Here is an 18552-nt window from a genome sequence, read left to right on the forward strand (position 1 = left end):
TAGTGTCGATCTATCGATAGATGCCGTCGATCAAGCGGCCGCCGGCGATTTCTGATACAGCGCGAAACAGGCCTCGGCCAGTGCCGAACGCGGGGCGCCGCGGCGCATGATCAGGCCCAGTCGGGCGAGGGTCTGGGCGTTTTCGATCGGTTGCAAACGCAGGTGATCGGTGAGGCTGTCGAGGCCGCCGTCCAGCGGCATGATCGCGCAGCAGAATCCTCCATGCACGGCTTGTAACAATTGGTGCACGGCGTCGGTCTGCAACAGCGGCCGCGGTGTCAGGCCCCGACTGTGGAAGTTGTGGTCGATGGACTGGCGAAAATGCATGCCGCTGGTGAGCATGCCCAGCGGCAGTTCGATCAGCGCCTGCCAGCTCAGGGGCGCCTCGCCGAAGCTGAAGGAGCGCTGGTCATACAACAGCCCCATGCGGGTTTCGTCGAACGCCAGTGATTCGAAACGTTCGTTGTCGAGACGATCCAGATACGACACCCCGAGGTCGATGCGGTTGTCCGCCAGTTGTTCGAGGATCTGTTCGGAACTCAGCGCCGACAGTTCAAAGCGCAGCTCCGGGTGTGCAGCGTGCAGGCGTTGCATCAGCGGCAGTGGATCGAAACTCGACAGCGGGACCACCCCCAGGCGCAAGGTGCCGATCAGGTTGCCGCGACAGGCCGCCGCTTCCGCCTGCAGGCCGTCATAGGCTGCCAGTACCGTGCGCGCCCAGGCCAGCACCCGCTCGCCCGGTGCGGTGAAACCTTCGAAGCGCTGACCACGATTGACCAGCGGCAGATCGAGCTCTTCTTCAAGGCTGCGCAGGCGCATCGACAAGGTCGGTTGGGTGATGTGGCAGCGGGCGGCGGCCTGGCCGAAATGGCGGGTTTCGTCGAGGGCGATGAGGAATTTCAGCTGCTTGATGTCCATCTTCGCTCCGGGGCGCTGGCAAGGGTGGGCGATTCTACCGCTTGCGCGGGGGCAGGGTCATTGGTCGGGCCGGAACCGGGTGGGTTCACGGTGGTCTAGGCTTGGGCGTCTGGAACTTAAATCAAGGAGTGTGCGCCATGAGTCTTTTGAGCTTTGTAAAAGAAGCAGGTGAGAAACTGATCGATCTGCTGACCCCCGGCAACGCCAATGCCAGCGAGCAGTTGAAGGAACACATCAGCAAGGTCGGGTTGGGTAACCCGAACGTCCAGGCCACTGTGGATGGCGACAAGGTGACAGTCACCGGCGAGGTGGCGAGCCAGGAAGAGAAAGAAAAGATTCTGTTGGCTGTCGGCAATATCGAGGGCGTGGGCAGTGTCGATGACCAGATCACCGTGACCGGGCCGGTCGTGGCTGCCGCACGTTTTGTGGTGGTGAAAAAGGGCGACACCCTCAGCGCGATTTCCCAGGCGGTGTACGGCAATGCCAACCAGTACAACAAGATCTTCGAGGCCAACAAGCCAATGCTCAAGGATGTGAACAAGATCTATCCGGGGCAGACGCTGCGTATTCCTGATTAATCTTCGAAACCGCAATCGCGAGCAGGCTCGCTCCCACACAGGAATGTATTTCCTTTGTGGGAGCGAGCCTGCTCGCGATGAAGTCCGCGCGGTCTAAAGCCCTTTGAGCAAATCCCGATAATCCCCGACCGCCGCGAATTCCGCCGTGTCCTTCGGCCCTTTGCGGCTGTCCGGTTCCTTCACGGCCAACAGATGCGCCACCCCGAAATCCCGCGCACTGCGCAGGATCGGCAAGGTGTCGTCGATGAACAGGCTGCGTGCCGGATCGAAACCGATGTCGGCCTGCAACGCATCCCAGAACTGCGGGTTCTCCTTGGGAAAACCGTAATCGTGAGAACTGATCAACCGCTCGAAGTACGGCGCCAGTTCAACCCGCTCCAGCTTCAGCGACAGCGAATCGCGGTGCGCGTTGGTGATCATCACCACGCGTTTGCCGGCACGCTTGATCGCCGCGAGAAAGGTGTCGGCATCGGGGCGCAGGGCAATCAGATGGGCGGTTTCCAGCTTCAGTTCACGTACTGACAGCTTCAACTCCGCGCTCCAGAAATCCAGGCAATACCACTGCAACTGACCGGCATGGCGTTCGAACAACGGCTGCAACTCCATCTCCGCCATGGCCCGGCTCACACCGTGCAGTTCGGCGTAGCGCTGTGGCAGGTGTTCCAGCCAGAAGTGGTTGTCGAAGTGCAGATCCAGCAACGTACCGTCCATGTCCAGCAGAACGGTATCGATGTCGGACCACGGTAATGAAGGCATGGCAACGTCTCGAACGGTAGAAAGATATCCGACGCAAACTATCGGAAAAGCCGCGTTATAGTAGCGCGTTCACGCCAAGGAGCTTTGCATGCGCCAGAAACCTACCGTACTCGCCCGGGAAATCGTCGCCACCAGCCGTCTGTTCTGTGTCGAAGAGCTGAAGCTGCGCTTTTCCAACGGCGTGGAGCGCACCTACGAGCGGCTGGTGGGCAAAGGCGCCGGTTATGGCGCGGTGATGATCGTGGCCATGCTCGATGCCGAACACGCGGTGCTGGTCGAGGAATACTGCGGTGGTACCGACGAATATGAACTGTCCCTGCCCAAAGGGTTGATCGAACCGGGCGAGGATGTGCTGGCGGCGGCCGAGCGTGAGCTCAAGGAAGAGGCAGGCTTTGGTGCGCGGCAACTGGAGCACCTGACAGAGTTATCGTTGTCCCCCGGCTATATGAGCCAGAAAATCCAGGTGGTGCTGGCCAGCGATCTGTACGAAGAGCGACTGGAAGGCGATGAACCGGAGCCGATGCGGGTGGACAAGGTCAACCTGCGGGATCTCTCTTCATTGGCACAAAATCCGCAATTTTCCGAAGGCCGTGCCCTGGCGGCGTTGTACCTGGCCCGCGATCTGCTGACCCAGCGCGGCTTTTTCCAGTCATGAGTGAGATATCAATGAATTTCCCCCATCCGATGATGGCACCGGTGGTTGAACTGGCGTTGCGGGCCGGCGAGGCGATCCTGCCGTTCTGGCGCGCCGATGTGGCAGTCACCGCCAAGTCCGATGATTCGCCGGTGACCGCGGCGGACATCGCCGCGCACCATGTGATTGTCGCCGGCCTGACGGCCCTGGACCCGAGCATCCCGGTGTTGTCCGAAGAGGACGCCGGCATCCCGCAAAGCGTGCGCGCCGGCTGGCAGCGCTGGTGGCTGGTGGATCCGCTGGATGGCACCAAGGAGTTCATCAGCGGTAGCGAAGAGTTCACCGTCAACATCGCCTTGATCGAAAATGGCCGCGTGGTGTTCGGGGTGGTTTCGATGCCGACCAATGGACGCTTCTACGTCGGCGGTGCCGGGCTGGGTGCCTGGCGGGGCGATACGGGCGGCACGCCGGTGGCGATTCAGGTGCGTGACGTGCCAGGCCCTGGCGAAGCATTTACTGTGGTCGCCAGCCGCCGTCATTCCAGCCCGCAACAGGAGCGCTTGCTGGCCGGCTTGAGTGCAAGCCTTGGCGAGTTGCAACTGGCCAACATCGGCAGTTCGCTGAAGTTCTGTCTGTTGGCCGAAGGCGCGGCGGATTGTTATCCGCGACTGGCGCCGACATCCCAGTGGGACACAGCCGCGGCGCAAGGCGTGCTGGAAGGCGCGGGTGGCGAGGTGCTGGGTTTGAACGGTGAAGCGTTCTGCTACCCGGCGCGGGAATCACTGCTGAACGAGTTCTTCCTGGCGCTGCCGGCAAAAGCCGCATGGCGCGCGAAACTGCTGGAACTGGCCCGTTCCTGAGCACATTTCCATACCTCAGCGGTGCAGCACGTACTGCCCGCTGAAGGTCACCGCCTCCTCATCGCTGCCCGCATTGACGATCCGTGTCTGCAGGGTCAATCGAGCCCGCCCGTAACGCTGATACATCGCCAGGAATTTCTTCCACACCGCCGCATCCGGCGCCGGGCAGATCGCGATGGCATCGCCGGTCACCGGCAGCGGATAACTGATCTGTCCTTCCTGAATGACGATGTGTCCGTCGTCGATGCCTTCTTCCTTCAAACGCAGGTGCAGCCAGCCCCAGCCGGCCAGCACCGCGCCGCAATACAGACTGCCGCCGAACATGGTGCTCTTGTGATTGACGTTGGCCTCAAGCGGCAAGTGCAGGCGCAGTTGCTGTTCCTGCCAGTCGAGCACCTTGAGGCCCATGTCCCGGGTCAGCGGGATGTCGTGATGGAGGACGGATTCAAGATATTGGCTGTCGTGCTTCATTCGGATTCGTCTCCATGGTTGCTGCTGTCGGCGAAGTTCAGACCGTGCTTGCGCAGTTTGTCGTGCAGGGTCTTGCGTGGAATGCCCAGGGCTTCGGCGAGGCTGCGCACCGAGCTGTGCGAGCGGGCCAGCTCGGCGGCGATCAAGGACTTCTCGAATTGTTCCACTTGTTCACTGAGGCCTGCGCTGGTGACTTCGACGGTCGCGCTGCCGCCGTCAGGTCGAGAGTTGTCCAGCGCCAGTTCCAGGCCGAGGGCGAAACGCTCCGCCGCGTTCTGCAATTCCCGCACATTGCCCGGCCATGAGTGACGCAGCAGCAACGCCCGTTGTGCCGGTTGCAGTTCATGGGGCGGCAAACCGTGGCGGGCACTGGCTTCGTCGGCATAGTGCTGGAACAGCACCAGAACGTCCTCACCCCGTTCGCGCAGCGGCGGAATACGCAGCGGTGCCACGTTGAGCCGGTAATACAGGTCCGCACGGAAGCGGCCTTGATCGGCGGCCTGGCGCAGGTCTTCCTTGGTCGCAGCGATGACGCGTATATCCAGCGGAATCAGCTGATTGCCGCCGAGGCGTTCGACGACCCGCTCCTGCAGCATGCGCAGCAATTTGACCTGCACGTCCATGCTCATGCTCTCGATTTCATCGAGAAACAGCGTGCCGCCATTGGCGAATTCGAACTTGCCGATCCGGCGTTTCTGCGCGCCGGTGAAGGCGCCGGGCTCGTGGCCGAACAGCTCGCTTTCCACCACCGACTCGGCCAGTGCCCCGGCATTGATCGCCACGAACGGGCCGTTACGCCGACCCGACAGGTCGTGCAGGGCGCGGGCCACGACTTCTTTGCCGGCACCGGTTTCGCCGAGGATCAGGACGTCAGCCTTGGTCGCGGCCAGCGCACCGATCTGCTCGCGCAGGCGCGCCATCGGGGCCGACTGGCCGACCAGTCGCGCGCTCAGTTCATTGCGGTCGCTCAGGGCCATGCGCAGGCTGCGGTTATCCAGCACCAGGCGCCGCAGGGCCAGTGCGCGGCGCACGCTGTCGAGCAGGGCATCGCTGGCGAAGGGCTTTTCGAGGAAATCGTAGGCGCCGGCGCGCATGGCCTGCACGGCCAACGGTACATCGCCATGTCCGGTGATCAACAGCACGGGGAGTTCGGGATCCTGAGCATGCAGTTCGCTCAATAACTCAAGACCGTCCATGCCGGGCATGCGGATGTCGCTGACCACCACCCCGGGCCAGTCACGTTCCAGTTGCGCGGCCAGCCCCTTGGCTTCGGACAGCGGAAGGATTTTCAGACCGGCCAGATCCAGCGTCTGGCCGAGGGCCTGGCGCAGATGCGGATCGTCGTCGATCAGCACCACCTGAATGCGGTTGTCGATGGTCATGCACTTCGATCCTCGGACGGTTGCAGGCTGACTCCGGGCGCGCCGGCGCGCAGCCGCAGGGTAATCAAGGCGCCGCCTTGCTTGTGGTTGGCGAACGACAGTTCACCGCCGAAGGCGCGCATCAGGGTTTCGCAAATGGCCAGGCCCAGCCCCAGGCCCTGAGTGCGGGTCTTGGTGGTGTAAAACGGCTCGCTGGCGCGGCCCAGCGCTTCCATGCAGAAGCCAGGGCCGTTGTCGCGAATGTACAGATTGACGCCTTCGCCGGTGGATTCGGCACTCAGCCACAATTTGCGCGGCGGACCTTTCTCGGTCAGGGCATCGAGGGCGTTGGCCAACAGATTGCCAAGGACCTGACGCAATCGGGTTTCTCCGGCCTCGACCCACAGCGTCGCGGCGGGCAGGTCGCGGATCAGCTCGACGTCCATGCTCCGGCGTCGTTTGGCCAGCAATGCCAGGGCATCGTCCAGCGCCGGCTGCAAGGCCACACTTTCCGGGGCATGGCGATCACGGCGGGCGAAGGCGCGCAGGTGAGCGATGATCGAGGCCATGCGCCCGGTCAGTTCGCTGATCAGTTTGAGGTTGCCGCGAGCATCATCGATGCGCTGATGATCGAGCAGCACTTCGGCGTTTTCCGCGTAACTGCGGATTGCCGCCAGCGGCTGATTGAGCTCGTGGCTGATACTCGCCGACATCGTTCCGAGCGCCGACAGTTTGCCGGCCTGTACCAGATCGTCCTGGGCACGCACCAGTTCCTGCTGGGCCTGTTCACGCTCCAGCACTTCCTGTTTCAGACGCCGGTTGAGTCCTTCCAGGTCGCTGGTGCGTTCGGCGACCCGGCCTTCGAGCTCTCGTCGCGCCTTGGCCTCGAAGGCGATCCGTTCCAGATAATGACGACGGCGTTGCATCATCAAACCCAGCAACAGCATGACCACCAGCAGCGTGGCGCCGCCGACGGCGACAACGGTGCGCACCGGACGGTCGATCAGCGTGCGCGGAGCGAGAATACTGACGCTCCAGCCGGTTTCTTCGATTTCCCGGGTCTGGGTCAGCCAGGCGGTCGGGCTGAGATTCAGCGGGCGCGGCGAACGGGTCGGATAAGGCTGTATGGCGGTGATCGCCGAGCGTTCGTCGTCGTTCAACGGGCGAGTCGAGCGGAATCGCCATTCCGGGCGCGACGTAAGGATGACCACGCCATTGTGATCGGTCACCAGCAATTGTTCCGGGGTTTTGCCCCACAGGCTTTCGGTGTGGTCCAGATCGACCTTGATGACCAGTACGCCAATGATTTTTTCGCCATTGCGCACGGCCGCCGCAAAGAAGTAGCCGCGCTTGGCGGACGTCGTGCCAAGGCCGAAAAAGCGCCCCAGCCGCCCGGCCATCGCCTCGTTGAAGTAGGGCCGGAACGAGAAGTTGCGCCCGACGAAACTGTCATGTTTGTCCCAGTTAGAGGCTGCCAGTGTCTTGCCGCTGGTATCCATCAGGTACATGACTTCGGCGCCGGTCTGGGCGGCAATGTTTTTCAGCAGGCGATTGGCGTTGCCCTGTGTGACACCATCGTCCGGTGCACCGATGACCGCCCGCAGGGCCGGCAGGTCGCCGAGGATCTGTGGCAGCACTTCGTAGCGATGCAGGGTGCCCAGCAGGTTGGCGACGTAGAGGTCGAGGGTCTGGCGATTCTGACCGATCAATTCGCTGCGGTAGTAGCGCTCGGCCAGATGCTGCAGCGGCCACAGCAACGGCGCCAGACAAAGGGCCAACAAGGCGAGACTGCGCCAGCGGGGGCGGCGGGGGACGGTTGGAGTCATGAGCATCGGGCGCCTGGGAGTACAGGCGCATTATGCCTAGGCCTGAAGCACTTCAGGAAAAGACGTCGGCATCCTTGAGCAGCGCCGCAGCCTGATCCTTGGCCGACAGTTTCGGGGCTTCGTCCAGTTGCCAGTCGATACCCAGGTCCGGGTCGTCCCAGCGAATGCTCCGCTCGGCGGATGGGGTGTAGTAATCGGTGGTCTTGTAGAGGAATTCGGCGAATTCGCTGAGGACCACGAAACCGTGTGCGAAACCTTCCGGTATCCACAGTTGGCGATGGTTTTCTGCCGACAGCCGTACCGCGACCCACTTGCCGAAATGAGGCGAGCTGCGACGGATGTCGACCGCTACGTCGAGCACTTCACCGGCCGTGACGCGGACCAGTTTGCCCTGGGTGTTTTCCAGTTGGTAATGCAAACCGCGCAGGACGCCTTTCTGCGAGCGGGAATGGTTGTCCTGGACAAACTGCGTGTCCAGACCGGTCGCTTCCTGAAAAGCCCTGGCGTTGAAGCTTTCATAAAAGAAGCCGCGCTCGTCACCAAATACCTTGGGTTCGATGATCAGAACACCGGGCAAGTCGGTGGTGATTACATTCATGAATATTTTCCGGTGGCAGGTTGGATGGGCGACATTCTTGCGCAAAGTGCCGATGGGCGCGAGTGCCGACTTGCAAATACGTCGTGCGCGCGAGGCCGAAAGGGACGGATGGCAGGGGGTTGCTTATCGCCTGAAGCGATGGCGATATAGGCGCCTAATAAAATTTCAGGGGTCGTTCCATGTCGTTCGCCACGTTGATTCATCGCGCCAGTCTTCCCGGTCCACAGGTCACCGCCGAGCAGGCGTTGCATGTGCTGGAGCAGCATTACGGGTTGAACGGCAGGCTGCAGGCGCTGGGCAGCCAGCAGGACCTCAACTATCGCGTGGACAGTGAGCGTGGGCGGTTCGTGCTGAAGATCTGCCGGGGCGACTATTCACTGGTGGAGCTGCAGGCCCAGCACGCCGGCCTGAAGTATCTGGCCGAACATTGCGATGTCCACGTTCCCCGGGTCATCCCGACCAATGACGGCCAGGACCTGTTATCGCTGGAGATCGACGGTGAAGCGGTGCATGTGCGGCTGCTCGATTACATCGAGGGTCAGCCGCTGACGGCGCTCGATCATCTCGGCCACGAAGTCGTTGCCGGATTCGGTCGGCTCTGCGGCGAAATGGACCTGGCCCTGGCCGGGTTCGACCATCCGGGACTTGAGCGCACCTTGCAGTGGGACGCACGCCACGCCGGTGCCTTGATCGAGCATCTGCTGCCGGTGATCGAGGATCAGCGCCAGCGCGCCTTGATCACCGAGGCCGCGGAAGCGGCCGGGCACCGTCTGCAGCCGTTGCTGGACAAGTTGCCGGTGCAGGCGATCCACATGGACATCACCGATGACAATGTGGTCTGGCAGCGTGATGCCCGGCGGCACTGGCAGTTGCAGGGCGTCATCGATTTCGGTGACCTGGTGCGTACATGGCGCATCACCGATCTGTCCGTCACCTGTGCCGCGCTGCTGCATCACGCCGCAGGCGATCCGTTTGTGATTCTGCCGGCGGTACAGGCTTATCACGCGGTGAATCCGCTGCGAAACGAGGAATTGCAGGCATTGTGGCCGCTGATCGTGATGCGGGCGGCGGTGCTGGTGCTCAGTGGCGAGCAGCAAGTCGCCATCGACCCGGGCAACACTTACAGCCGCGACAACCTGATCCATGAGTGGGAGATTTTTCGGGTTGCCATGTCGGTGCCATTGGCACTGATGGAAGCGGCGATTCTCTCGGCGGTCGGGCAGACGATGCCGGCCATCGACAGTGAAGGTTTCGCACCGTTGCTGCCGGATCTGGTCGGGCGCGAATTCGCATTGATCGATCTTGGTGTGTTGAGTGCGCACTTCGAGGCGGGCAATTGGGAACAACCCGGGATCGATCAGCGGTTGCTGGACGAGGCTGCCGTGGTTCATGGTCTTGCCGCCAGTCGCTATGGGCAATACCGGTTGTCCCGCACCCGGCCTGACAGCGCCGTGGAGCCCGAGACGTTCCCCTTGCACGTGGAGTTGCGAGTACCTCGGGGGACGGCTGTGCAAGCGCCGTTCGCCGGTGCGCTGCATCTTTCGGATGACGGTACGCTGCGGCTGGATGGACCGCGGTTGAGCATACGCCTGCGGGGTGTGATGCCGTCGCTGCACAGCGGCGCAGCACTGGTCAAAGGCCAGGTGCTGGGTTCGGTTGACGGTGCGTTGATCGTGCAACTGGTTCGCGATGCCCACCTCGAGGCCCCGCTGTTCTGTACACCGACGCGTGCGTTGGCGTGGCAAACACTGGCACCATCGCCGGCAGCACTGCTGGGCCTGGCCTGCGACGCTGAGCCGGAGCTGGACGCGAAAACCCTGCTGGCCCGCCGTGACGCCAGTTTCGCCCGTACTCAAAAACACTATTACGTCGACCCGCCCCGTATCGAACGCGGCTGGCGCAATCACCTGATCGACATGCAGGGCCGCTCCTACCTCGACATGCTTAATAACGTCGCGGTGCTGGGCCATGGTCATCCGCGCATGGCGGCAGTCGCGAGCCGACAGTGGTCACTGCTCAATACCAACTCGCGATTCAACTATGCGGCGGTCGCGGAGTTTTCCGAGCGCTTGCTGAAACTGGCGCCGCAAGGCATGGACCGGGTCTTTCTGGTCAACAGCGGCAGCGAAGCCAACGACCTGGCCATTCGCCTGGCGTGGGCCTACAGCGGTGGGCGCGACATGCTCAGCGTGCTCGAGGCCTATCACGGCTGGACGGTCGGCGCGGATGCGGTGTCGACTTCGATCGCCGACAACCCGCAGGCCCTGAGCAGCCGCCCGGACTGGGTGCACCCGGTGACTGCACCGAATATCTATCGGGGTGAATTCCGCGGGCTCGATTCTGCGCCGGACTATGTGCGCAGCGTCGAGCATCATCTGGCGAAAATCGACGCACAGAAACGCCAGTTGGCCGGGTTCATCTGCGAGCCGGTCTATGGCAACGCGGGCGGGATCTCGCTGCCGCCGGGCTATCTGAAGAAAGTTTATGAACTGGTGCGTGCCCGGGGCGGCGTGTGCATCGCCGACGAGGTGCAGGTCGGTTACGGGCGCATGGGCCGCTTCTTCTGGGGCTTCGAAGAGCAGGGCGTGGTGCCGGACATCATCACCATGGCCAAAGGCATGGGTAACGGCCAGCCGCTGGGCGCGGTGATCACCCGCCGGGAGATCGCCGAAGCGCTGGAGGCCGAGGGTTATTTCTTCTCGTCTGCCGGTGGCAGCCCGGTGAGCTGCCAGATCGGCATGGCGGTGCTGGATGTCATGGAAGAAGAAAAGCTCTGGGAAAACGCCCAGGTCGTCGGCGGGCACTTCAAGCAGCGACTGGAGGCGTTGATCGATAAACATCCGCTGGTCGGCGCGGTTCACGGTTCGGGGTTCTATCTGGGGGTCGAACTGATCCGCAATCGGCAGACCCTGGAGCCGGCGACCGAAGAAACCACGTTGCTGTGCGATCGTCTGAGAGAGTTGGGAATCTTCATGCAGCCGACCGGCGATGATTTGAACATTCTCAAGATCAAGCCGCCGATGGTCACTTCCCGGCAGAGCGTGGATTTCTTTGTCGACATGCTGTCGAAGGTGCTGGAAGAAGGCCTCTGAGCCTGCGAGGGCCGATTAATGCCGATTTCTATCGGTATTAATCGGTAAAAACAAAAACTGACATTTGTTTTTAGCTTTTAAAGTCGATATTTATCGTTTATAAAGTCGCCATCGTCCGTCGTCCAAACCTGTTCGGCGCATTGAACAACCTCGACCGTTCCCTGGAGTCCTGATCGACATGACCACCTTGAAAAGTACCCCACGCGCCGATGGCTTCTACATGCCGGCCGAGTGGGCGCCGCACACCCAGACCTGGATGATCTGGCCCGAGCGTCCGGACAACTGGCGTCTGGGCGGCAAGCCGGCGCAGGCCGCCCACGCTGCGGTGGCCAAGGCTATTGCACGTTTCGAACCGGTGACCGTAGCGGTGTCCGCCGGCCAGTACGAAAACGCTCGTGCACGCCTCGATGTGCCGAATATCCGCGTGGTCGAGATGTCCAGCGATGACGCCTGGGTTCGCGACAGCGGCCCGACGTTCGTGATCAACCACAGCGGCGAAGTGCGCGGTGTGAACTGGGATTTCAACGCCTGGGGCGGGTTCGACGGTGGTCTGTATTCGCCGTGGAACCGCGACTCCCAGGTTGGCGGCAAGATTCTCGAGATCGAACGCAGCCCGCGTTATCGCACCGAAGGCTTCGTGCTGGAGGGCGGTTCGATTCATGTCGATGGTGAAGGTACTGTGATCACCACCGAGGAATGCCTGCTCAACCGCAATCGCAACCCGCACCTGAACCGCGAACAAATCGAGGCGGTACTGCGTGACAACCTGTCGGTGGACAAGATCATCTGGCTGCCGGATGGCCTGTTCAACGACGAAACCGATGGTCATGTGGACAACTTCTGCTGCTACGTGCGTCCGGGTGAAGTGCTCCTGGCGTGGACCGACGATCCGCAGGATCCGAACTACCCGCGCTGCCAGGCTGCGATGAAGGTGCTGGAAAGCAGCACCGACGCCAAGGGCCGCCCGTTCATAGTGCACAAGATGCCGATTCCGGGGCCGCTGTTTGCCACCGAAGAGGAGTGCGCAGGCGTGGATCCGGTGGACGGCACTCAGGAGCGCAACCCGAACGTGCGTCTGGCCGGTTCCTACGTGAACTTTTTGATCGTCAATGGCGGCATCATCGCGCCAAGCTTCGACGACCCGATGGACGCTCCGGCCCGGGAGATCCTGCAGAAGCTGTTCCCGCAGCACGAAGTGGTGATGGTGCCAGGCCGCGAACTGTTACTGGGCGGCGGCAACATTCACTGCCTTACCCAACAGCAACCCGCTGCGCACAAAGAGTGAGTGCGGATGTAACAGCTTGAGTTGATTGGAAAAAGCGACCAGGCAGTCATTTGTTGTCCGCGCTTTGGCAGAAACCCGCAGCCCGTCAGGACTGCGGGTTTCTTTATGTCCGCTGGTCGACAATTGGCAGACATTGGCATAGCTCTTGTATCGCTCATGACGCACTAGGGAGGGGGGGAGAACTTCAACAGTTCTGTCATAAACCTTGGATAACTTAGCCGCTCACGAACGGGGAGAGAGCGCTGACATGAACGCCGAAGTGAACGTAATCAGCGAGCGGACGTTGCATCCCATGGCTGTAAATAGTGAGTCGCTCCAGATTGTCGCGCACTGGTTGAAGTCCAATGGAACGCGTCAGATCAGGGAACCTGATCCGCGCCGGATGATGATCGAGCGTTACCCCGCTGGCCTGTTCAGCGAGGCCGAACTGGACGCACTTTGGGATGTGATGGAAGGATAAGAAGAACAGACAGGGATTGTAAAAAGCGCTGCCGGGATGGCAGCGCTTTTTTTATGGGCGCGAATCAAAAGCTGTAAGTGCCCGTCATGACCAGGCTGCGCGGCGCGCCCGGCTGGATCTGAAAGGCGCTGGTGGCCGAGGCGTAATACTCGCGGTCGGTGATGTTGTTCAGCGCCGCACGCAGGTCCCAGTCCTTGTGGCGGTAACCGACCAGCGCGTCCCAGCGACCGTAACCCGGTAACACCGTGGTGTTGGCGTTGTCGGCGTAACGCTGGCCGACCAGGGTCAGGCCGGTTTCGCCGTACCAGCCCATCTCCGGTTTCCAGGTCAGGAACAGGCTGCCATTGTGCTTGGCCACGTTGTTGACGCGTTTGCCCTCCAGACCGTTGTTGTCCTTCTCGATGGTCGCGTCCTGTACGCCGACGCCACCGCGCACGTACCAGTTGCCGACGATCTTGCCGGTGCCGGTCAGTTCGATCCCGCGCGAACGTTGCAGGCCATTGAGTACGGTCAGGGTCGGGTCGTTCGGATCGGTGGTGCGACGGTTGTAAAGCTCCAGCTCGTAGATCGCCAGAGTGGTGCTCAGACGATCGTCGAGCCAGTCGCTCTTGACCCCGATTTCTTTCTGTTTGGTCAGCTCCGGGCTCAGGTCGTTGGTGTTGCCCGTCGCACCGGGGGTGATGCCGATCAGACCGCCACCGACCGGCGAGAAGGTCTTGGTCCACGACGCGTAAAACGAATGGTTCTGCAGTGGCGTCCAGACCACGCCGAAACGCGGGCTGGTGCTGTGGCTGTCACGGTCTTCGGAAATGTTGCGCAGCTTGTTGGTCGACTCGATGTCGAAGGTGTCGTAGCGCAAACCGGCCAGCAGTTGCCATTGATCATTCAGGCGCAGTTGATCCTGAACGTAGATCGCACGACTTTCGACTTCGGTGTGGCTGCTGCTCGACACCTGCATGCGCCCGGTGTGGCGCTGGCTGCGATCCGGATTGTATAGATCAAGCGACGGCACCGGCTGAGTGCCCCGGCCGGTGGCCGCGTTGTACAGCGTCGGGTCGCGGCGCTGGCTGCCGGTTTCGATCCCGGTCAGCAGACGGTGCTCAAGGCCGAAGGTGTCGAATCCGCCTTCCAGCTCGACGTTGTTGTAGACGTTACGGGTGGTCAGGTCCTGTTGCCAGTGCTGGCGGGTGACCTTGTTGGTCTTCGCGTCGAAGCCGGTGAGGTAGGTATTGTCGAAATCGCTGTCGAGCTTGAACACGCCGAGGGTGTGACGCAGCTGCCAATTGTCATTGAGTTCATAACTGAGTCGCGAGCGCAGGGATTGCGTCTTGTCGTCGATGAAGTCTTGATCGTTGCCGTAAGTCGTGTCCCGACCGACGTCGCCCGGGCGCCCGCCAATTCCGGGAATGCCGCGATCCGGGGTGCGGTTGTAGCGGCTGTATTCGTATTGCACCAGCCAGTTCAGGTCAGGGGTCAGTTGCCAGCTCATCGACGGTGCGAACAGTTTGCGGTTGCCGCTGACGCCGTCGCGGAAGCTGTTCTCGTCCATGTTGCCCATGTTCAGGCGCAGGCTGATGTTCTCGCTAGGGTCGGCGCTGAGGTCGGCGTACAGACTGCGCAGGTCTTCGCTGCCGCCCTGGGCCTCGATGGTCGAGCGGCGACCGGCCTCGGGTGCCTTGCTGACACGGTTGACGATCCCGCCCTGGCTGCCGCGGCCATACAGCACGGCCGCGGGGCCCTTGAGCACTTCTACGCGTTCGATGTTGTGCAGATCGCGCTTGTACTGGCTGTCGTCGCGAATGCCGTCCAGATAAAAGTCATTGCTGGCGTCGAAACCACGGATGCGCAGGCTGTCGAAGCGTGTGTCGCCTCCGCCGCTGACGTTGGGAATCCCGCTCAGGGCGTCTTCGATGTCATTGATGCCGTAATCCGCGACGTTGGCGGTCTTGATCGAATCAATCGCCTGGGGCACATAGCGTACCGGAGTGGAGGTGCGGGTCGCGGTGCTGCTGACCTTCACACGCGGATCATCGATCTGCGACTCGACGCTGATCGAAGTGGCGGGAAGCTCGGTCGCGGAGTAAGCGAAACCGGAGGACAAAAAGGCAGAAAGCCCAAGCGTGACGGGCGTGAGACGGAACGGGGCAGGCATTGAAAAGCGCATCCGAAAGGGTGGAAGAATTCGAGCGCGCGAATGGTAATGCTTTGCATTTGCTTCCGTTAATTGTTCTGGAAAAGTTCCGCGGTTTGATTGTGTCAATTTGTTTCTAGTCTGTTTCAAGGCTGTCACGGGACTCACAACAAACGCATTCGACCGATTGCCGAAACAGACTGAAAGCCATTCCGGCGTTTTTCCGCAACGGCCGAGGGATTAACGTGGCAGCCATCGATTTCCCGGAGTTTTCAAATGATCCTTCACTACATTTACGACCCTCTGTGCGGCTGGTGCTACGGCGCCAAACCGCTCGTTCAAGCCGCACAGCATGTGCTGCCGGTTATCACCCATGCGGGCGGCATGATGACCGGTGCCAACCGTCAGAGCGTTTCACCGCAACTGCGCAATTACGTGATGCCCCACGACCGGCGCATTGCCGAGTACACCGGACAGCCATTTGGCGAAGCCTATTTCGAAGGCCTGTTGCGTGATCACACGGCGGTATTTGATTCCGCGCCACCGACTGCCGCAGTCATGGCAGCAGAAAGCATCGATGGACGTGGCCTGGAAATGCTGGGCCGTTTGCAAACCGCACACTATTTAGAAGGCCGGCGGATTGCCGATGAGGCCGTGCTGGTGGAATGCGCGGTCGAACTTGGCTACGAGGCGGAAGTTTTCCTCAAAACACTGCAAGCGACCGACACCGATCAACACATAAAGAGCAGCCGCGCATTGCTGGCGAAACTCGGTGGCCAAGGCTTCCCGACCTTCGCGCTGGAACAGGATGGTCAGTTCACCCTGATCGATATCGGCCCGTGGCTCGGCAAACCGCAGGCGTTTGCACAATGGTTGAGCGAGTCGATCCCGTCGGCACCCGACACGCAAGCCTTGCCGGTCTGTGGCCTCGACGGTTGCGCGTGACAGGGCATCAAAATCACTTATTACTGGCGTTTCCCTGCACGAAGCCATCGGAAAATTTACTTTTATTAGACGATTTTTGCCTATTTAAAGACGATTCTTGAAATTGACACATTGTTCAGGGCGCGGCTACGATTCGGCCCAACGCCTGTGGCTAACCGCCATGACACAAAATCAGGAGCAGGCCCGCCATGACAATGTCCTGGGCGGGTCTTTTTGTTTCGGGGTGAATAAAAGAGTGCATCAAGCGCCGTTTCAGCCGTTCGACACAGCGCGTTTCAACCCGTAATAAGGAAAACAAAATGTTGAACAAGCGAATCAGTCTGATCGCATTGGGGATGTTGAGCGCCACTCAGGCCATGGCTAACGACCAGGCCGAGTCCAAGGGTTTTGTTGAAGACAGCAGCCTCAAAGTGCTGTTGCGCAATGCCTACATCAATCGTGACTACAAAGACGGCAACAAGGACAAATCCGAGTGGGGCCAGGCGGCCATCGGTACGTTCTCCTCCGGCTTCACCCAGGGCACCGTCGGTGTGGGTGTGGACGCATTCGGTCTGTACGCACTGAACCTGGAACGCAGCGAAGATCGCAGCGGTGCAGGTGGTATCGACTTTTTCAAGAAGGGCGACAGTGGCAAACCGGCGGACGACCTGTCCAAGGGCGGCGCAGCGGTCAAATTCCGTCTGTCCAGCACTACCCTGACATACGGCGACCAGATGCCGTCCCTGCCGGTGCTGAACTACGACAACTCGCGTCTGCTGCCGGAAAGCTACACCGGTACCCTGATAACTTCCAAAGAGATTAAAGGTCTGCAACTGGATGCCGGTCGTTTCACCGCCGAATCGCGCAAAAGCGCTGAAGGCCGTGACAGCGGTGGTCTGAAGTCGATCAACGTGTTGGGCGGCAGCTACCAGTTCACCGAGCAGTTCAAGGCTGCGCTGTACGCTTCCGACGTTGAAGACGTGCTGAAGAAGCAATATGTGAACGCCAATTACGTGTTCCCGATCGACAAGGATCAATCTCTGACCCTGGACTTCAACGGTTACCGCACCAAGCTGGACGACTCCTACGTCCGCGAAAACGGTGTGACCGGCGACGACAACAAGATCTGGAGCCTGGCAGCGACCTTCGCCACCGGCCCGCACTCCTTCACCGTGGCGCACCAGCGTTCCACCGGCGACAGCAACCTGGGTTATGCCTACGGCGGCTACCAGAAAGGTCAGGGTCGCGTAGGTGACGGTGGCAACACCATCTATCTGGCCAACTCCTACTGGTCGGACTTCAACGCTGAAGACGAGCGCAGCTGGCAACTGGGCTACGGCCTGGACTTCGGCGCATTCGGCGTACCGGGTCTGAGCTACAACTTCGCTTACGTGCGTGGCGACAACATCACCACGTCCACCAGCGAAGGCGGCACCGAGCGCGAGATCTTCAACCAGTTCAAGTACGTCGTGCAGAGCGGCCCGGCCAAAGACCTGAGCGTGAAACTGCGCAGCTCGATCCTGCGTGTATCGCAGAAATCCAGCGAGTACAACGTCAGCGGCAACGAACTGCGAGTATTCGTGGATTACCCGATCAACATCTTCTGATGATCGGTTGAACCCGCGAAACGCGATAAAAACCCCGACTGGTTCGGGGTTTTTTTTTGACAGTTTTTCTGAAAAAAGTATAAAAACCCGTGTTTTTGTCATTTGAAATGCACTTTCAGGCCGTTTCAAATCGCGCTTCAAACAGCGCTTTAAATGCCTGAAATTCTTTCTCATGGACGCAAATTCTCCACCTAATAGATTAGGCCGCTCAATGCAGCGGAGAATTTGGTAATGATCGTTTTAACCAGAGAAGTGGGCGAATCGCTACGGCGCGACAAGTACGCCAATGTGCAGGGTGCTGACTTCAATCTCTACGGTCATTTCGCCGACTTCGTCAGACTGACCAAAAGTTGGGAAAACATGGAGCCTGACAGCTACTACGGTCAGGCCGATGCCGGTATGCGTTACCGTCGCTACAGCGACTTCGAATACAACCCCAAGACTCGCGAACTCAAACAGCTGGAACATCGCGCGTACGTGCAGTCCAAGGCCAACAACAGCTATGTGGGCGGCGTGGTGCGGCACTTCCAGGACTTCTCGGACGAAGTCATCGGCTCGCCGGTGATGCGCAGCCTGATCGACACCGATTTCGAAGTGTACAAAAACGTGCTGCCGGAAGAGTTGCACGATGAAATCTGGCAATGCCAGATCCACCAGATCCGCATCGAGATCAAGCCCGGCAAACAACTGGAAATCACGCCGGAGGGCATTCACTGCGACGGTTACCCGTTCAGCGGTGTGCACTTCTGGGGCCGCAACAACGTCGAAGGTGCTGAAAGCCGCCTGTACGACATTCACGAGCAGCAACTGGCGTCGACCACCTACCAGGAAATCCTCGACACCACTTACTTTCTCGACCGCGACATGCGCCACTACGTGACACCGGCGCGCAACACCCATTCCCATGCCATGGCGTACCGGCAGATTCTGGCGATTTCCTTCTCGCGGCCCGGGACCGCTTTCGACATTGTTCGCTAATCAGATCACTCAAATCGACGGCGTCGAATGCTCGACGCCGGTGGTGCTGCGGCGCGCGACGGCCAAGGACGCG

At 60.7% G+C, this 18552-nt stretch carries 16 protein-coding genes; 9 read left to right on the plus strand and 7 right to left on the minus strand.

What is annotated here, in order from left to right; genetic code table 11:
• Positions 1 to 30: 30 nt before the first annotated feature.
• Positions 31 to 918 carry a LysR family transcriptional regulator gene (locus NWV16_RS02360; protein ID WP_260521825.1) on the minus strand — a complete coding sequence of 296 codons (888 nt, stop codon included), beginning with the start codon at positions 916 to 918 and terminating at the stop codon, positions 31 to 33.
• 137 nt (positions 919 to 1055) lie between these two features.
• Here NWV16_RS02360 and lysM point away from each other — a divergent pair, with 137 nt between their 5' ends.
• Positions 1056 to 1496 carry a peptidoglycan-binding protein LysM gene (gene lysM / locus NWV16_RS02365; protein ID WP_260521826.1) on the plus strand — a complete coding sequence of 147 codons (441 nt, stop codon included), beginning with the start codon at positions 1056 to 1058 and terminating at the stop codon, positions 1494 to 1496.
• A gap of 93 nt (positions 1497 to 1589) precedes the next feature.
• Here lysM and yrfG read toward each other — a convergent pair whose 3' ends face one another.
• Positions 1590 to 2252 carry a GMP/IMP nucleotidase gene (gene yrfG / locus NWV16_RS02370; protein ID WP_260521827.1) on the minus strand — a complete coding sequence of 221 codons (663 nt, stop codon included), beginning with the start codon at positions 2250 to 2252 and terminating at the stop codon, positions 1590 to 1592.
• Positions 2253 to 2340: 88 nt separating this feature from the next.
• Between yrfG and nudE the strand changes: the two genes are divergently transcribed.
• Together nudE and cysQ are read left to right on the plus strand one after the other, a co-directional pair.
• The gene (gene nudE / locus NWV16_RS02375; protein ID WP_065257777.1) at positions 2341 to 2907 is read left to right on the plus strand and encodes an ADP compounds hydrolase NudE; all 567 of its coding nucleotides are present in this window, start codon (positions 2341 to 2343) and stop codon (positions 2905 to 2907) included.
• An 11-nt stretch (positions 2908 to 2918) separates the two neighbouring features.
• Complete coding sequence (gene cysQ, locus NWV16_RS02380; protein WP_409519318.1) at positions 2919 to 3746, plus strand: 3'(2'),5'-bisphosphate nucleotidase CysQ; 828 nt, start codon at positions 2919 to 2921, stop codon at positions 3744 to 3746.
• A 15-nt stretch (positions 3747 to 3761) separates the two neighbouring features.
• Here cysQ and NWV16_RS02385 read toward each other — a convergent pair whose 3' ends face one another.
• From NWV16_RS02385 to rfbC, 4 genes are read right to left on the minus strand one after another with little or no spacing between them, the layout of a single operon-like run.
• Entirely contained in the window at positions 3762 to 4217 is a 456-nt protein-coding gene (locus NWV16_RS02385; protein ID WP_260521828.1) for a thioesterase domain-containing protein, read from the minus strand.
• Positions 4214 to 5599 (minus strand): sigma-54-dependent transcriptional regulator, encoded by a 1386-nt coding sequence (locus NWV16_RS02390; RefSeq protein ID WP_260521829.1) that lies wholly within the window; start codon positions 5597 to 5599, stop codon positions 4214 to 4216. The genes NWV16_RS02385 and NWV16_RS02390 overlap by 4 nt, the downstream gene beginning before the upstream one ends.
• Positions 5596 to 7404: an ATP-binding protein gene (locus NWV16_RS02395; RefSeq protein ID WP_260521830.1), complete on the minus strand. Its 1809-nt coding sequence runs from the start codon at positions 7402 to 7404 to the stop codon at positions 5596 to 5598. Before NWV16_RS02395 ends, NWV16_RS02390 begins: the two co-directional genes overlap by 4 nt.
• 52 nt (positions 7405 to 7456) lie before the next feature.
• On the minus strand, positions 7457 to 8002 hold the full coding sequence (rfbC, locus tag NWV16_RS02400) for a dTDP-4-dehydrorhamnose 3,5-epimerase (RefSeq protein WP_260521831.1): 546 nt from the start codon (positions 8000 to 8002) through the stop codon (positions 7457 to 7459).
• A gap of 179 nt (positions 8003 to 8181) precedes the next feature.
• Between rfbC and NWV16_RS02405 the strand changes: the two genes are divergently transcribed.
• From NWV16_RS02405 to NWV16_RS02415, 3 genes are all read left to right on the plus strand, one after another.
• Positions 8182 to 11094, plus strand: a complete 2913-nt coding sequence (locus NWV16_RS02405) for an aminotransferase (RefSeq protein WP_260521832.1) — start codon at positions 8182 to 8184, stop codon at positions 11092 to 11094.
• A 178-nt stretch (positions 11095 to 11272) separates the two neighbouring features.
• Positions 11273 to 12379, plus strand: a complete 1107-nt coding sequence (gene aguA / locus NWV16_RS02410; RefSeq protein ID WP_260521833.1) for an agmatine deiminase — start codon at positions 11273 to 11275, stop codon at positions 12377 to 12379.
• A gap of 247 nt (positions 12380 to 12626) precedes the next feature.
• Positions 12627 to 12839 carry a hypothetical protein gene (locus NWV16_RS02415; protein ID WP_065257771.1) on the plus strand — a complete coding sequence of 71 codons (213 nt, stop codon included), beginning with the start codon at positions 12627 to 12629 and terminating at the stop codon, positions 12837 to 12839.
• Positions 12840 to 12903: 64 nt separating this feature from the next.
• On the opposite strand, the gene NWV16_RS02420 is transcribed toward NWV16_RS02415, so the two are convergent.
• Positions 12904 to 14991 carry a TonB-dependent siderophore receptor gene (locus NWV16_RS02420; protein ID WP_260521834.1) on the minus strand — a complete coding sequence of 696 codons (2088 nt, stop codon included), beginning with the start codon at positions 14989 to 14991 and terminating at the stop codon, positions 12904 to 12906.
• Positions 14992 to 15246: 255 nt separating this feature from the next.
• Between NWV16_RS02420 and NWV16_RS02425 the strand changes: the two genes are divergently transcribed.
• From NWV16_RS02425 to NWV16_RS02435, 3 genes are all read left to right on the plus strand, one after another.
• Positions 15247 to 15915 carry a DsbA family protein gene (locus tag NWV16_RS02425; protein WP_260521835.1) on the plus strand — a complete coding sequence of 223 codons (669 nt, stop codon included), beginning with the start codon at positions 15247 to 15249 and terminating at the stop codon, positions 15913 to 15915.
• 299 nt (positions 15916 to 16214) lie between these two features.
• Positions 16215 to 17501, plus strand: a complete 1287-nt coding sequence (locus tag NWV16_RS02430; protein ID WP_260521836.1) for an OprD family porin — start codon at positions 16215 to 16217, stop codon at positions 17499 to 17501.
• 231 nt (positions 17502 to 17732) lie between these two features.
• Positions 17733 to 18479 (plus strand): 2OG-Fe dioxygenase family protein, encoded by a 747-nt coding sequence (locus NWV16_RS02435; protein ID WP_065257767.1) that lies wholly within the window; start codon positions 17733 to 17735, stop codon positions 18477 to 18479.
• The last annotated feature ends 73 nt before the right edge of the window (positions 18480 to 18552 follow it).

Source organism: Pseudomonas sp. BW7P1, assembly GCF_024981055.1.
Lineage (GTDB): Bacteria > Pseudomonadota > Gammaproteobacteria > Pseudomonadales > Pseudomonadaceae > Aquipseudomonas > Aquipseudomonas bananamidigenes.